This is a genomic window from Mycobacterium sp. (genome assembly GCF_049585075.1).
In the GTDB taxonomy this organism is placed as follows: Bacteria; Actinomycetota; Actinomycetes; order Mycobacteriales; family Mycobacteriaceae; genus Mycobacterium.
Window position 1 is genome coordinate 1 of sequence record NZ_JBAUZA010000522.1, and the last position, 14,448, is coordinate 14,448.

At 63.3% G+C, this 14,448-nt stretch carries 14 protein-coding genes; 5 read left to right on the forward strand and 9 right to left on the reverse strand.

Annotated features, from left to right (window positions below; all coding sequences use genetic code 11):
- From WB785_RS24140 to WB785_RS24160, 5 genes are all read right to left on the reverse strand, one after another.
- A partial coding sequence (locus WB785_RS24140; RefSeq protein ID WP_424082524.1) for a virulence factor Mce family protein occupies positions 1 to 1,048 on the reverse strand: 1,048 nt, incomplete at its 3' end.
- Entirely contained in the window at positions 1,045 to 2,088 is a 1,044-nt protein-coding gene (locus WB785_RS24145; RefSeq protein ID WP_424082526.1) for a virulence factor Mce family protein, read from the reverse strand. The genes WB785_RS24145 and WB785_RS24140, both read right to left, overlap by 4 nt.
- On the reverse strand, positions 2,085 to 3,395 hold the full coding sequence (locus WB785_RS24150) for an MCE family protein (RefSeq protein ID WP_424082528.1): 1,311 nt from the start codon (positions 3,393 to 3,395) through the stop codon (positions 2,085 to 2,087). The genes WB785_RS24145 and WB785_RS24150 overlap by 4 nt, the downstream gene beginning before the upstream one ends.
- 2 nt (positions 3,396 to 3,397) lie before the next feature.
- Entirely contained in the window at positions 3,398 to 4,267 is an 870-nt protein-coding gene (locus WB785_RS24155; protein ID WP_424082529.1) for an ABC transporter permease, read from the reverse strand.
- Position 4,268: 1 nt separating this feature from the next.
- On the reverse strand, positions 4,269 to 5,063 hold the full coding sequence (locus tag WB785_RS24160; protein WP_424082531.1) for an MlaE family ABC transporter permease: 795 nt from the start codon (positions 5,061 to 5,063) through the stop codon (positions 4,269 to 4,271).
- A 355-nt stretch (positions 5,064 to 5,418) separates the two neighbouring features.
- Between WB785_RS24160 and WB785_RS24165 the strand changes: the two genes are divergently transcribed.
- Positions 5,419 to 6,090, forward strand: a complete 672-nt coding sequence (locus WB785_RS24165) for a TetR/AcrR family transcriptional regulator (protein ID WP_424082533.1) — start codon at positions 5,419 to 5,421, stop codon at positions 6,088 to 6,090.
- A gap of 44 nt (positions 6,091 to 6,134) precedes the next feature.
- Here the strand turns inward: WB785_RS24165 and WB785_RS24170 are convergent, their stop codons facing one another.
- Positions 6,135 to 6,452 (reverse strand): hypothetical protein, encoded by a 318-nt coding sequence (locus tag WB785_RS24170; protein WP_424082535.1) that lies wholly within the window; start codon positions 6,450 to 6,452, stop codon positions 6,135 to 6,137.
- A gap of 245 nt (positions 6,453 to 6,697) precedes the next feature.
- Here WB785_RS24170 and WB785_RS24175 point away from each other — a divergent pair, with 245 nt between their 5' ends.
- Positions 6,698 to 7,147: a universal stress protein gene (locus tag WB785_RS24175; RefSeq protein ID WP_424082537.1), complete on the forward strand. Its 450-nt coding sequence runs from the start codon at positions 6,698 to 6,700 to the stop codon at positions 7,145 to 7,147.
- Positions 7,148 to 7,367: 220 nt separating this feature from the next.
- Positions 7,368 to 10,004: a GH92 family glycosyl hydrolase gene (locus WB785_RS24180; RefSeq protein ID WP_424082539.1), complete on the forward strand. Its 2,637-nt coding sequence runs from the start codon at positions 7,368 to 7,370 to the stop codon at positions 10,002 to 10,004.
- On the opposite strand, the gene WB785_RS24185 is transcribed toward WB785_RS24180, so the two are convergent.
- The 3 genes from WB785_RS24185 to WB785_RS24195 form a co-directional block, all read right to left on the reverse strand.
- Positions 9,985 to 11,262 carry a cytochrome P450 gene (locus WB785_RS24185; protein WP_424082541.1) on the reverse strand — a complete coding sequence of 426 codons (1,278 nt, stop codon included), beginning with the start codon at positions 11,260 to 11,262 and terminating at the stop codon, positions 9,985 to 9,987. The two genes, WB785_RS24180 and WB785_RS24185, sit on opposite strands and share 20 nt — an antisense overlap.
- A gap of 68 nt (positions 11,263 to 11,330) precedes the next feature.
- A complete protein-coding gene (locus WB785_RS24190; RefSeq protein WP_424082543.1) occupies positions 11,331 to 12,710 on the reverse strand; it encodes an NAD(P)/FAD-dependent oxidoreductase in 1,380 nt (459 codons plus the stop codon).
- Between the two features lie 13 nt (positions 12,711 to 12,723).
- Positions 12,724 to 12,924: a ferredoxin gene (locus tag WB785_RS24195; protein ID WP_424082545.1), complete on the reverse strand. Its 201-nt coding sequence runs from the start codon at positions 12,922 to 12,924 to the stop codon at positions 12,724 to 12,726.
- A gap of 120 nt (positions 12,925 to 13,044) precedes the next feature.
- Here WB785_RS24195 and cynS point away from each other — a divergent pair, with 120 nt between their 5' ends.
- Complete coding sequence (gene cynS / locus WB785_RS24200) at positions 13,045 to 13,512, forward strand: cyanase (protein WP_424082547.1); 468 nt, start codon at positions 13,045 to 13,047, stop codon at positions 13,510 to 13,512.
- Positions 13,513 to 13,571: 59 nt separating this feature from the next.
- Positions 13,572 to 14,448, forward strand: an 877-nt coding sequence (locus WB785_RS24205) for a DUF2254 domain-containing protein (protein ID WP_424082549.1), incomplete at its 3' end; no start/stop codon positions are given.

The following is a 14,448-nucleotide window of genomic DNA, read 5'->3' on the forward strand; positions in this document are numbered from 1 at the left end:
TGGGGTCGGGGAACCGGAACGCCGGCAGCCCAGCGCTGCGCCAGAAGTCCTCGGGGTCGATCCCGCGCTTCTTGAACGCGGCGTCCACCCACGGCTGCAAGATCCAGTACGGCAGCAGATTGGAAAGGACGATCTTGAAGTACGGCCCCGACGCGACGGTTTCGCCCAGCGAAGCGGCGAATTGACCGACATACTTGAGGCTTTGAGCCAGGTCCTCCTTGCGTGCCAAAAGCACATCGCTGATCGAACGCAACTGCTCCAGAACGGTATTCAGATTCGGGTTGTCGTTGACGAAATTCTGCACCTGGGCCGAGAACGCGGAAATGTTGCCCAGCAACGCGTCGATGGCCCGTCCACGTTCGTTGAACGCCGCCAGCAGCGTGTTCGCATTGACCAGCAGCCGGTTGATTTGTTCGCTGCGGTCACCGAGCACGCTGGCCACCTTGTTGGCCTGCGCGAGCAGGTGCGTGATCGCCTCGTCGCGTTTACCGATGGAGTCGGAGAACTTGGCCAATCCATCCAACGCGGGGCTCAGGTGCGAATATGTCTGACCGATGGTCTGCGACAACACATTCAACGACTGCTTGACGGTGTCGATGTTCCAGCCGGCGGCGGCCTTGGTGACGTCGAAGGCCGCGTCGTAAATCTGGTACGGGGTGGTGCTTTGCCCCAGCGGCAGCGTGCCACCCGGTCGCAAAATCTGGGTGCCCCGCGGCTCGATCTCGAGCACCTTCTTACCCAGCACGGTGTCGGTCTTGATCGCCAACCGGCTTTCGGTGCCGATGGTATTGCTGCCGAGGGAGAACTTGATGACCACGTGGTCGCCGTCGATCGCCATCCCCTCGACCTTGCCGACCTCCACGCCGGTGACACGGACCTTGTCGCCTTTGTTCAGCTGGCCGGTGTCGGTGAACTGCCCGTAGTAACTCGGGCTGGCGAACAGCATCGGGGCGCTGGTAAAGCTTTGGCCCACAGCGACAATCAGCACCAACACGGTCGCGCCCAGCAGGCCGATCCGCACCCGGTTGGCAGGTTGTAGCGTTCTCATTGCGGCGTGCACCTACCCGTCGGCTGCTGCCAGATCCTGACCGAGCGCACCGGGCCGCCGGCTTGCAGCCCGTTCCATCTGATCGTCAGGTCACAGACGTAGAAGTTGACCCAGTCGCCGTACAGGCCGATGCTGCGGCCGATCAGGTTGTACGCGGTTGGCGTCTTCTGGATCAGATCGCTGAGCTTGTCGCGTTGGTCGACCAGCGGCTGCTGAAGCGCCTGCAGGTAGTTGAGTTCCTTGTGCACCACCGCCCGGTTGTCGGCCAGCAGGTCGGCTACTGTTCCCGCCGCGTTGCTGATGTTCGCGACGCCGTCGGCCAGCGGGTCGGCGTGGTTGCGCAGTCCGGTGATCAGTTTCTCGAAATTGTCGACGGTCTGATCGAATTCCTTCCGATGTTTGACCGTGGTGTCCAGCACGATATTCAGGTTCTTGACGACGTCGCCGATCGCCTGGTCACGCGAGGCGATCCGTTCGGTCGCTTGGGCGGTCTGGTCGAGGATGTCGTTGATGGTGCCGCCCTGCCCCTGAAACACGGTGATGATGGCCGAGGCGATCGTGTTGACCTTGTCTGGATCGAGCGCCCGAAACAGCGGCTTGAAACCACCGATCAGCGCGTCGAGATCCAAAGCCGGCGAGGTTCGCGCCAGCGGGATGAATCCGCCCGGCGGCAGCACCCGCTGCGCCCCCTCGCCCTCGCCGCGGCTGAGTTCCATGTAGCGGTTGCCCACCAGGTCGAGATAGCGGATCTGTGCTGTCGTCGACTGATACAGCTGTACCGAGCGGTCGACATCGAAATCGACCCTTACCCGCCTACCGGCATCGACCAGCCGTATCTTTTTGACCTTGCCGATCTCGACTCCATAGGCGCGGACGAACTGACCGTTGCGCAGCCCGCTCCCGTTACTAAACTCCGCAGAGTAGGAGTTGGTGCTGTTGAACCGCATCTGACCGAACACCACGATGATGGACACGGTGATCAGCAGCAGCACCAGTGAGATGATGCCGAGCTTGATGGCGTTGCCGGTGCTGGTTTTCATGGGTTGATCGTGTTGTCCCCGACTTGGCGGCCCCAGACGTACTCAATTGCGTACGGTGAGCCGGTATCGACGTGGTTATATGGCGCCAGACTGGCACCGGTGTCCATCACCAGAGCCGGCGCTGGCCATAGATCACGGGTAATGGGTTGCCAGCAACCCGGCGCACCGCCCGGGCCACCGCGAGCGTTCACTCGCGGCAAATTGTCCGGATAGACATAGGGATTGGGTGCTCCGCCGACCAGTCCGGCGAGTTGGAGCAGTCCCATGGAGGCCACCGTGCCGGCCAAACCTGGCAAAGTGAGTATGCCGCCCAGCCCGGACATCAGCTCCGTCATGGTTTTCAGCGCATAGCCATTGCCGGTGCCCACCGTTGCGGCCCCCATGGGCTCGGTGTCGTAGTAATTGCGGATGGTGCAAAAGATTTCGGGACTGTAGGTGTCCAGCAACTGGGCGGTCGGCAACAGATCGGCGATGCCCCGTTCCAGGTAAGGCCCGCCGCGGGCGAAGATGTCTTCGCCGGTATTGCCCAGGCCGGTTGCTGCCAACAATGCAGCATCCAGGTCGGCTTCCTGCCGATGAAGCGTGCGCGCCGTGATCACCGCGTTGTTGAGGGAGTCGAACAGATCGGGTGCGGCGTCGGTGTACGTGTCGCCGAGCGCGGCCAGCTGTTGAATGTCGTGGCGGATCCGCGGCATTCGCGGATTGACGTCGTCGAGGATGGCGTTGCCGTTGACGATCGACTGCCCGAACTTGTCGCCCAACCCGCTTAATGCCTCGGCGGCCGCCGCCAGCGTCAGGTTCAGCTTGACGGGATCGACCTTCTCCGCAATGGAGGTAAGCGTCTCGAACAGCGTATTGAACTCTGTCGTCACCGACCTCGCATCGATCACATGCTGCGGGGTAATGCGCTGTGCCGTAGGGTGTTTCGGTGAGGTCAATGCCACATACTTGTTGCCGAATACCGTTGTTCCTTTGATATCGGCGTCCACATTGGCCGGAATGAGCTTGACATAGCGAGGATCCACCTCCAAGTCGATTTTGGCCGCTGGCTTGCCGTCGTGCTGAATTTCCGAAATACCTGCCACCCGGCCGATCTCGACTCCGTTGTAGGTAATCTTCGAGCCTGGATCCATCACCAAACCCGACCGGGCAGCCACCATCGTCAAGCGCGTCTTGGGCGTGAGGTCTCCGCGAAACTGAAACCACCAGAACGTCAACACCACTGCGCTGACCAACAAGAACACCACGGCGGTCGTCTTGTACCACGGGATACGTATCGGGTTGACCTTCCCTCGCGGCGCCGTCATGTCTACACCGTGAGGTTGAAGTTCGGGTTTTTGCCGTAGACCGCCATCGCGGTGAGCACGACCACGACAACGATCGTGATCAGCGACAGCCGCATCGACCGTCCGACTGCTTCACCGACGCCGACCGGGCCGCCGCTGGCGTTGTAGCCGTAGTAGCAGTGGGTGGTCATCACGACCATCGCAACGAGGATCACTTCGGCGAACGACCAACCCACGTCATTCAAGCGCAGGAATGTGTGGAAGTAGTGGTTGTACGTGCCGACCGACTGCCCGTAGAACAACACCGTGGTGGCTTGTGCGGACAGGAAAGCCAGGGTGATCGCCAACCCGTACAACGGGATGATGACGATGAAGCCCGCGACTACCCGGGTGGATGCCAGGTAGGCGATCGATCGGATGCCCATTACCTCCAGTGCGTCGATCTCTTCGCTGATGCGCATGGCGCCCAATTCGGCGGTGGCGCCGGCGCCGACGGTGGCTGCCAGCGCCTGACCACAGGCCACCGGCGCCACGAACCGCACATTGACCATTGCGGCCAAAAAGCCGGTGAATGCCTCGACACCGATGTTGCCCAGCGACGCGAAGCCCTGGATGGCGACCAGTGAGCCTGCGGACAGCGTGATGAACCCGACGATGGCTGCGGTGCCACCCGCCACGGCCATCGCGCCGGTACCCATCCCCATCTGGGCGATCATCCGTATGAGCTCTTTGTTGTAGCGACGCAAAGCGAGGGGGATCAGCCCGACTGCGGTCAGTGCGAACCAGATGATCTTTCCGAGCTCTGTCAGTTGTGCGGTCGGGACCCCGCGGTAGCGACGCAGGACGGCGGATGTCCGCGGGTAGCTGTGAAGCCGGACGGCAGCCGTAGCCATGTCAGTGCCCCGTTCCGAACCGGACACCGATCGTCGTCATCACCGCGTTGACCGCGAACAGCGCGATGAAGCACAGCACCACCGTCTCGTTGACGGCAGTGCCCAGGCCTTTGGACCCGCCGCGGACGGTCAGTCCGCGGTAGCACCCGACCAGGCCGGCAATCAGACCGAACATCGCGGCCTTGATCATCGCGATCACCACTTCGGGCAGACCGGTCAGCACTGTCAGCGTGGAGAGGTAAGCACCGCTCGAGACGTTCTGCAGGTACACGCTGAACAGGTAGCCGCCGCCCAGGCCGACCGCGATCACCAGGCCGTTAAGCAGCACCGCGACCGCGATCGACGCGACGACACGCGGCACCACCAGTCGGCGGATCGGGTCGATGCCGAGTACCTCGAGCGCATCGATCTCCTCGCGGATGGTGCGGGCGCCGAGGTCGGCGCAGATGGCGGTGGCCCCTGCGCCGGCGACCACCAGGACGGTCACGATCGGGCCGAGCTGGGTGACTGCGCCGATCCCGGCACCAGCACCCGACACATCGGCGGCGCCGAACTCGGCCAAAAGGACGTTGAGCGTGAAGATGAGCAAGACGGTTTCCGGGATGGCAACCGCGATCGTGGGTAGCAGCGACACTCGCATGAGGAACCAGCCGTTCCCAATGAACTCGCGCCATTCGAACGGCTGCAGCAGAGCTTTACCGGTCAGCGAGCACATCCGGAAGAACCCACCGACCACTTCCGCTCCCGGTCGGAGCTGGTCGCGTAATTTGCCGGTAATCAGCGGCGCAGTAGTCATGTGCGCGGCTCCGCGTCGACGCTAGGACCCTGCGAAAAGCACGTCACGAGAACGTCTTTCGAGCTGCGCGTGTCCGCCCAGCCGGGAGTCTCGGTGCCCGGCCGCCGGCTCCGTGTCGCCCTCGTTTGCGTCACGTTCTCACTATTGCATTCGACCGTCCGTACAGTCAATAATGGAAAACTGTCGCGAACGGACCACCTGGATATCCTCGCTGGGCGGCTAGCTATCTTTGCCATGACCTGGGATTTTAGGCGCGTTGGGCGGTAAAAGTGCGACGAGCAACCCGGGCTAGGGGATACTTCTCTGCGGAAGTATGATAGACCGTCCGTACGGTTAGTTACTTCGGAGGGTTGCGATGCCCCGGTCGCCCGGCAGACGTACCGAGATTCTCGATGCGTTTGTCCGCTATGTCGCCGAACGGGGCTACGAGAGAACAAACCTCGGCGATATCGCCGGCGAGCTCGGCATGTCTAAGGGCACCATCGTTCATCACTTTGGAACCAAGGCGCAGATGTTGCGAGAGCTTGAGGAAACCCACCTGGCCTGCCAGCGCGATGCGCTGGGGATGGTGTGGGAGCGCCTGGCCTCGCCGCATGAACGCATCGCCGCGACGATTTACACCTCCGCACTGCTACAGGTGATCGCTCGCAACGCGACAGTGGCAAGTCAGCGCGAGGTCGTTCAGCTGTCCGATGACCCGGCGATGCAGCAAGTGCGTAAGTTGCGGCATCAACTGCAAACGCTCACGATTGACGAGATCCGCAATGGAATAAAATGCGGTGTATTTCGAAGTGTGGATGCCGAATTGGCGGCACTGCAGCTGTGGGGATCGCTGCAATGGATGTGGGTCTGGTTCGACCCCGTCGGTTCCCGAACACCGGAACAAGTCGGGGCCGCTTTCGTCGACGTGTTCCTCGGCGGGCTGCTGCTCGACCGCTTGGGACTGAGCAAGTGGGCGAACCCCTCCACGGACATCGTCTCGGTGGTGCGTGAGTGCCTCGCCGCGGTAACGGACGCGACAGACTGACACACCGGTCCAACGCTGGCTAGACCCGCAGGCCTGGCAACCGGTTACAGGGCCTGCAACGTCCTTGAGCCACGGAACTCATCCGGCGCGGTGACGACGTACATGTTCGTGCCGGGCGCCGACTTGATCTCTCCGGCGGTGAACGCCGTCATCAGTTCTCTGCCATCACTGTCGGCAACGCACACATAGGTGTCGGTCTCAGCGTCATAGTCGACGCTGCCCCAAGCCAATACGAACGCTAAGCAGTTGCCTTCGCGGTCGGTGATGACGAGCTTGTGCGCTCCTGACCTTTTCAATAGCTCGGCATCCTGCTCGCGATCTTGAGAGAGCCGGCTGTCATGGACCGTTACGCGGTTTAACATCTCGTACCTCCTGGGCGAGGTCGTCCCCGTCTTCGTGGACGGCGATCGCCCCGCCTAAGGCCTGCCGAATGGGAGGTCTTCGACCGCTATGAAGACCGTATACACAGTTCGCGCTTGCTATGGCCAATATCGCCAGCGTCCCGCACGGATCTGTCAGCGAGGCATTTCTCGAAATTTTCCGGCCTTGCTGACTTGGCGGGTTACTGTCTCCAATAGGCATTGCCAAACGACGCTGCGGAGGGTAAATGACCGCCTATCAGACTCTGGTGGTCGGCACCGATGGCTCGGAGTCGTCACTGCGCGCGGTCGAGCGCGCTGGCCAGATCGCCGCCGAGTCCAACGCGAAGCTGATCATCGCAACGGGTTACTACCCACAAAAGGACGATCCGCGCGCAGCCGACGCGCTCGGGGCCGAGGCTTATAAAGTTTCCGGCAACGCACCGGTCTACGAGATCTTGCATGAGGCGCGCAACCGGGCAAAGGCGGCCGGCGCGAAGAACATCGAGGATCGTCCGATCAAGGGAGCTCCAGTAGATACCCTGGTGGACCTCGCCGAGGAGGTTGGGGCCGATCTGCTTGTGGTCGGCAACGTCGGATTGGACGCGCGATCCGCGATCATTGGGCGGGTGTTCTCGATTCCTGGCGCGGTCGCCACCAGGGCCAAGATCGATGTACTGATCGTCAGGACACACTGATCCCCCTGCGCGATCAGCACGCCTTTCTCCCTGGGCTCGCCGATCGCCGCAGTCCCAGAGGACGCGTGAACACCGTCGGCACCACTGGTATCAATTGCCGGGGCATGGACTGGATTTCGATGGGATATCACATTTGATATCGCTTCGAAAAAGCCTCTAATGGTTGAGAAGCCCGGTGTGCCTAGCTTGATCCGCTCTTCGGTTACGTCAAGCTTGAGTGGTGAGGTCAAGTCGGCGCCTCGCCGCCCTGTTAGGGGCGGTGCTGCTGATCACCGTGATGCTGGCCAGCGCGGTGCCTACGTCATACGACCCACCGGCCTACGTCACGAACCCGGTCGACCATGTCAACACGCTGATCGGCACCGGCACCGGCGGCCAACGAGTGGGGGAGATCAACAACTTCCCCGGCGCCTCCGTACCGTTCGGGATGGTGCAGTACTCGCCGGACACCGCCAACAACTACGCGGGCTACGACCACGGCAACCGGCAGGCCACCGGATTCAGCATGACGCACGCCTCGGTGGGGTGCGCGGCGTTCGGCGACATCTCGATGCTGCCGACCACCACCGCGATCGGCTCCGAACCCTGGAACGCGACCGAGGAGATCGCTCACGACGACACCGAGATCGGCGTGCCCGGCTACTACACCGTGCGGTTCCCCGCAACCAAAGTGACGGCGGAACTGGCCGCCACCACCCACACCGGGGTTGGCCAGTTCAGCTACCCCGACAACGGCCATCCCGCACTGTTGTATCTGAATTCCGGTGCGTCGCTTGGGGGTACCTCCGCCGCGAACATCCAGATCGGCGAGGACAACACGACGATCACCGGATCGGCGACCAGCGGCGGCTTCTGCGGGAAGGACAACGTCTACACGGTGTACTTCGTGATGAAGTTCAGCCGGCCGTTCACATCCCACGGCACCTGGGACGGCTACTCGGTCTTCACCGACACCCGCAGCGCATATTCGAGTTACACCGGGTCCAGCGGCGGATACGTCGGCTTTCCGGCGGGCTCGCGGGTCGAGGTGCGGACTGCGCTGTCCTACGTCAGCCTCGACGGAGCGCGAGCCAACCTCGCCGCCGAAGGCGACGGGAGTTTCGACGACGTCCGCGCCGCCGCGGCGAAAGAGTGGAACGCCAAGCTGTCTCGCATCGCAATCGCCAGCGCCGATGAACGCGACACCGCGACCTTCTACACCGCGCTTTACCATTCGCTGTTGAACCCCAACACCTTTAACGACGTCGACGGCCGCTATATCGGCTTCGACGGCGACACTCACACGCTTGCCGCCGGGCACACCCAGTACACCAACTTCTCCGACTGGGACACCTACCGCGGGCTTGCCTCCCTGCACGGATTGCTGTTTCCGGAGCTGGCCAGCGACATGGCCCAGTCGCTGGTGAACGACGCCGAGCAGAGTGGGTCCTTTCCGCGGTGGGCGCTGGCGAATACCGCGACCGCGGAGATGACCGGAGACAGCGTCGTCCCGTTGATGGTGAACTTTTATGCCTTTGGCGCCAAGGATTTTGACGTCGACACGGCGCTGCGTCACATGATCAAAGCCGCCACCGAGGGCGGCGTCGGCCTCAACGGTTACGTCGAGCGGCCCGGAATCGCCACCTACCTTCGGCGGGGCTATCTGCCGCTGAACGCGGACTCCTGCAGCGGCGGCGCGGTCCCCGGTGCCTCGATCACGTTGGAGTGGTCGGTCGACGACTTCACCATCTCCCGATTCGCCGACGCGTTGGGCGTTTCCGCGACCGCCGCCGAATTCCAGAACCGGGCCCAGTACTGGCAGAACCTGTTCAACCCCAGCACCCACTACATCTCGCCGCGCGATGCAATGGGTTTCTTTCCCGACGGGCCCGGGGTCGCAGAGCCCGCTCAGGGTTGCTTCAGCCAGCTCGGCTTCGACGAGGGCAACGCCGAGCAGTACGTCTGGTATGTGCCGCAGAATACCGCCGGCCTGGTGACCGCGCTCGGCGGCCGAAAAGCGGTGGGGGACAGGCTTGACCGCTTCACCAAGGAACTCAACGTCGGCCCCGAAGAGCCCTATCTGTGGGCCGGCAACGAGCCCGGTTTCGACGTGCCGTGGCTATACAACTACATCGGTCAACCGTGGAAAACTCAACAATTAGTCGACCGAGTGCGCAGCGACTTGTTTTCTCCCACACCCGATGGCGAGCCGGGCAACGACGACCTGGGCGCGATGTCCAGCTGGTACGTGTGGGCCGCGCTCGGCCTCTACCCCAGCACGCCGGGAACGCCGATACTGACTGTGAACACACCGCTTTTCGATCGCGTCGTGATCGAGCTGCCCACAGGCAAATTCATCAAGATCTCCGCGCCGGGTGCATCCGGACCCAACCGGATGCGCTACATCAAAAGCCTGCACATCGACGGCCGGCCCACCGATCAGACCTATCTTCCGGAGTCGATCATCCAAACCGGCGGCGACTTAGCATTCTCGCTTTCACCTCGACCCAACAAGGGCTGGGGCGCTCGCGACTCGTCCGCGCCGCCATCATTCGGTGCAGGCAGCTCGACGGTGACCGTCAACGTTTCGCCCGGCATCGTCAACATCGCGCCCGGAGGCACGGTGAACGTGACGCTCGCTGCCCAACGGATGATCGATGGGCCCGACGGCTACACGATCACCGGCGCGGCCGAGAACGCGGGAATCACGGCGGGAAAGGTATCCGGGAAGTTCGCCGCGGACGGATCGGCCAGCGCTTCGGTCACCATCAAAGTCGCGCAGTCGGTGACCGACGGGTACTACCCGCTCGTTCTCACCACCACGGCCGGTGACGGCACGCGGACGTTCACGATGCTCGTCACCGTCGATCGGGGCTGATCCCGTCGTATTCGACGAGCAGATGCCGCGGGCCGCGGAACACCTGGCTGATGCGGTAAGGCGGCGGGTCCTCGACCAGCCGCGGGTTTTCTACCCGGCGAAGGAAAGCCTCGAAAGCGGTGTTGACTTCCAGCCGCGCCAGCGGACCGCCGAAACAGACGTGAATGCCGCGCCCCCAGCCGACGTGCTCGTTGTCGGCGCGTTGGGGGTCGAACGTGTTGGGGTCGGGGAAGCGCCGCGGATCTCGGTTGGCCGCAGCGTACATCAGATAAATGGGTGATCCTCGCGGGATCGTGGTATCGGCAATCTCGATGTCCGCCAACGCCGATCGAGTCGGGAAGAACTGCACCGACGACTGCAGCCGCAGCACTTCCTCGATGGCGCCGGGAATCAATTCCGGCCTGCTGCACAACAACTCGATCGATTCGGGGTTACGGAGCACGGTCAGCACGCAGTGGGAGATCAGATTGACCGTCGAATCATGGCCGGCGGCAAACAGCAGCATGATGTTGTTGACGATCGCACTCGGCGACATTCGTCCATCCGGTCCGTCATCGTGGACCAACTGTGAAATCATGCCCGGGCCAGGCGATTTCTCGGCTTTCTCGACCAATCCGATGATGTATTTCTTGAAGGCGATGTTGGCCGCTTCACCTTTGGCCCGCCGGGCCTGGCCCTCCTCGGTGGCGATATCGGGCCCGAGATCGAAAATGCCGGCCCCGATATCTGCGACCCATGCGTGAAACTGCGGCTCGTCCTCGATCGGCACGCCGAGGATCCGGCAGATCACGTTGACCGGCAGCGGATAGGCGAACTCGTCGACAACATCCATGCGGGTCTTGCCCGTGGCCTTGTCGAGCAAGTCGTTGACGATCTGCTGACACAACGGCTCCTGGCTCGGGATCACGTCCGGCGAATGCGGTGGGCCGAAAAACCGCATGCACTGCCGGCGCGCCCGATCGTGGTCCGGCGGGTCCGAGGCGATAAAGCTCGGGTCTCGGTCGTAGACCTCCATCATTTCCATCACGGACTCGTCGGCAACGTGCCGGTCGCCGGTGACCGGCGAGCGGGCGTTGCGGCGATCCGAACTCACCCGGGGGTCGTGGGCTAGCGCGATGAGCTCGTCGTATCCGGTGACGGCATAGATACCGCTGGTCACTCGCACGACCGGCGTCTTGCGCAGCTCGTCAAAGTACGGATAGGGATTAGCGCGGTTTTCGTACCGCATCGCGGCGTCAAAGGCTTCTTCGGGGGTCATCTGCGCCGCTCCTCCTCATCGCTGCGCTCTGCATCGTCGCCGGCGCGGGTCATCTGCGCCACTCCTCCTCAGCGCTGCCGCGGCCGGAACTCGGCGTGGCGCTCGCTGGGAGCGTGTCCCGTCAACACCACATCCGGGGCCTCGGTCGGCACACCGCGCGCCGGGAAGTCGGCAGGCATCACCCGCATGTCCTCAGGGAAATCGAAACCCGGCGGCTGTGGCGGAAACGGTCCCGACCGCGCGATCTCCCGCCGATAGTGCTCGATCCACTTGCCGTGATTGAAGGTGACCGCGCCGACAATTCGGCCGCGACGACCATAGGCCGCGGCGAACCGTCGCTCCTTCACCGAACCCTGGGTGAAGACGATCTCGTTGCCAAACGACGGCACGCCAACGGATTTGATATTCACACCGAACTGGGCCGACCAGAACTGCGGGATCAGCAGGTGCGCCCAGCGATCGACCTCCTCGCACACCATATTGTGCGCGGCGACCCGGGCGCCCAGCACGGCGTTATCCCAGTGCTCCATCACCAGGAACTGGTAGTCGTAGAGCACATGCGGGGCCCGGGCCACGTCGCCGGCCACGAAGATGTGATTGGTGACCACCGCGTTGATGTCCAACGCGCGGCAACCGGCGTCACACCCAACCCCCCAGAACCCGGCCGCCAGCCCGGACCCGTCGAGCCACTCGACATTGCGGATCGACCCCAACGACGTCACCACCACGTCGACGTCGAGCGTGTCGCCGTCGGAGAGCCGCGCACGGCGCACGTGCCCGGTCGCATCACCCTCCAATGCCAGCACCGAGACATCGGTGCGAAGGTCCACTCCGGCGGCGCGCTGCATTTCCGCGGCGATCGCGCCAATCACCCCGCCCAGCGCCCCCGACAATGGAGCCGGGCCGCGTTCGGTGACGGTGACCTGCAGGCCGAGTTCGCGGCACACCGAGGTCGCTTCCGAGCCGATGAACCCGGACCCGATGATCAGCACCCGCCGGGGACGGGCGGCCAACGCCGCCTGCAGCCGTGCGGCATCGGCACTGGTGCGCAGTGTATAGACGCCCTCCAGCGCGGCTTCCTCCGCGTTGGGCCATCGCCGGGCCCGCACGCCGGTGGCGATCAGCAGCCGATCGCCTGGAACTTCACTGCCGTCAGCCAGTCTCACCAGCCGGTTGGCGCGGTCCAGGGCGATCGCCGCCACACCGAGTCGCCACTCGGCATCCACCTGGCGCAGCCGCGGCAGCTTGGTGTGGTCGGCGGGCACCCAGCCTTTGAGGACCTGTTTGGACAGCGGCGGGCGGTCATAGGGCTCGTCCGGCTCGTCGCCGATGATAATGAGCTGCCCGCGAAAACCCTCTTCCCGCAGCCCCTCGGCGGCGCGGAGCCCCGTCAGTGAAGCACCGACAATGACGATGCGGCCGTTGTCTTTGAAGCCATCCCGGATCATCGGCGCTGGCCCGCTAGTCGCTGTCGAGCCGGTCCACGATGATTGCCTGCACCGGGCATGACGCCGCTGCCCGCAGTACCCGCAAACGCTGACTGTCGTCCGGGTTGGGGTCGTAGGTGAGGGTTTCTTCGCCGCTGAGCCTGAGCACCTCGGGTGCGAGTGGTACGCACTGCGCATACCCCAGGCAGCGGTTCAGGTCGACGACGATCCGCATAGCGGCCTCGATCCTCGTGGGGCTGAAGACCTAATGCTGCGCAGCCTACATCCAGTCGCGACGCCATTCACGGGATTACGAAAGGCACTGACGGCGAGATGGATTCGCGGATCCGGGTGCATGCTGGTAGCCATGACTCGAAACGAGATCACCGAGCAGATCGTCGTCGCCCGCTTGGCCAAGGGCTTGACCTGGCAAGAATTGGCCGATGCGATCGGCCGGCCGGCGGTGTGGACCACCTCGGCGCTGCTCGGCCAGCACCCGATTCCCGTCGAACTCGCCCGGGTGCTGGTCGAAATGTTGGGTCTCGACGAGTCGGCGGCCGCGGTGCTGGCTGCCCCGCCCATGCGTGGTGGTCTGCCCACCGCGGTGCCTACCGACCCGACCATCTACCGCTTCTACGAGGCCCTGCAGGTGTATGGCGGCGCGATCAAGGAGCTGATCCATGAGCAATTCGGTGACGGGATTATGAGTGCGATCAACTTCAGCGTTGACTTGCAAAAGAAAACCCACCCGTCGGGCGACCGTGTGGTGGTGACATTCGACGGTAAATTCCTTCCCTACGATTGGGTTTCGGCATCGACGTGAGGCCGTAAAGAAATCGTCAACAAACGAGCGGCGTCGGCCGTCCGCGCTAGCATCCACTAATGCGTGGTCCCCTCTATTTCGAGGCCGATTGGCGGCGCGAGGCGCTGCGGACCAACTTGTGGCTCGTCCCGGTTTTGACAACGGTTGCGGTAGTCATGCTGTTCGCCGTCACCTACACCGTTGACCGCTCGGCCTACGACGGAATCATCGAGCTGCCGACGTGGGTGCTCAACGGCAGCGCCGACTCGGCTCGAGTTGTGTTGGCCACCATCGCCGCGGCGATCATCACCGTGGTCGGCATCGTTTTCTCGATCACCATCGTGGCGCTCACGCTGGCCTCGACGCAGTTCGGGCCCCGGATGCTGCGCAACTTCGTGCGCGACCCGGGAACTCAGTTTTCGTTGGGGACATTCGTCGCGTCGTTCTGCTATGCGATGGTCGCGCTGGTTTCGGTCGGCGGTGGCCCGCACGGTGATTTCGTTCCGCATTTGTCGATCACGGTGACTTTCATGCTGACGTTGGCTGACGTGGCCGTGCTGATCTTCTTCCTTAATCACATCGCCACGATGATTCAGCTTCCGGTGGTGATCGCACGTATCGCCGGAAGATTGGCCGAGGAGATCGCCGCCCTCGATACCGGCGACTCCTACGGTGTCGGCGGCGCTCGCGGCCCGTCGCACGAGGAGTTGTTGGCGAAGCTGGCAGAGTCGGGTGCCCCGATCCGCACTCCGAGCAGTGGCTATCTTCAGGTCATCCGCCATGACGTGTTGGTGAAAATCGCTACCAAGGCTGATGCGGTGGTTCAATTGCCATACCGCCCTGGACATTTCCTGGTGGCCGGCCAGGTGATGGCCTGGGTTTGGCCGCCCGAGGCCGCCGTCTCTGTCGCCGATCGGCTCGCCCTGGGCCACGTTACAGGTGCGTACCGCACTCTGC

What these genes read in the sequence shown, in the direction of transcription:
- WB785_RS24160 (WP_424082531.1), bottom strand. Translation starts at nt 5,063, where the DNA reads ATGACTACTGCGCCGCTGATTACCGGCAAATTACGCGACCAGCTCCGA.
- WB785_RS24175 (WP_424082537.1), top strand. Translation starts at nt 6,698, where the DNA reads ATGACCGCCTATCAGACTCTGGTGGTCGGCACCGATGGCTCGGAGTCG.
- WB785_RS24170 (WP_424082535.1), bottom strand. Translation starts at nt 6,452, where the DNA reads ATGTTAAACCGCGTAACGGTCCATGACAGCCGGCTCTCTCAAGATCGC.
- WB785_RS24145 (WP_424082526.1), bottom strand. Translation starts at nt 2,088, where the DNA reads ATGAAAACCAGCACCGGCAACGCCATCAAGCTCGGCATCATCTCACTG.
- cynS (WP_424082547.1), top strand. Translation starts at nt 13,045, where the DNA reads ATGCTGGTAGCCATGACTCGAAACGAGATCACCGAGCAGATCGTCGTC.
- WB785_RS24190 (WP_424082543.1), bottom strand. Translation starts at nt 12,710, where the DNA reads ATGATCCGGGATGGCTTCAAAGACAACGGCCGCATCGTCATTGTCGGT.
- WB785_RS24195 (WP_424082545.1), bottom strand. Translation starts at nt 12,924, where the DNA reads ATGCGGATCGTCGTCGACCTGAACCGCTGCCTGGGGTATGCGCAGTGC.
- WB785_RS24155 (WP_424082529.1), bottom strand. Translation starts at nt 4,267, where the DNA reads ATGGCTACGGCTGCCGTCCGGCTTCACAGCTACCCGCGGACATCCGCC.
- WB785_RS24165 (WP_424082533.1), top strand. Translation starts at nt 5,419, where the DNA reads ATGCCCCGGTCGCCCGGCAGACGTACCGAGATTCTCGATGCGTTTGTC.
- WB785_RS24185 (WP_424082541.1), bottom strand. Translation starts at nt 11,262, where the DNA reads ATGACCCCCGAAGAAGCCTTTGACGCCGCGATGCGGTACGAAAACCGC.
- WB785_RS24150 (WP_424082528.1), bottom strand. Translation starts at nt 3,395, where the DNA reads ATGACGGCGCCGCGAGGGAAGGTCAACCCGATACGTATCCCGTGGTAC.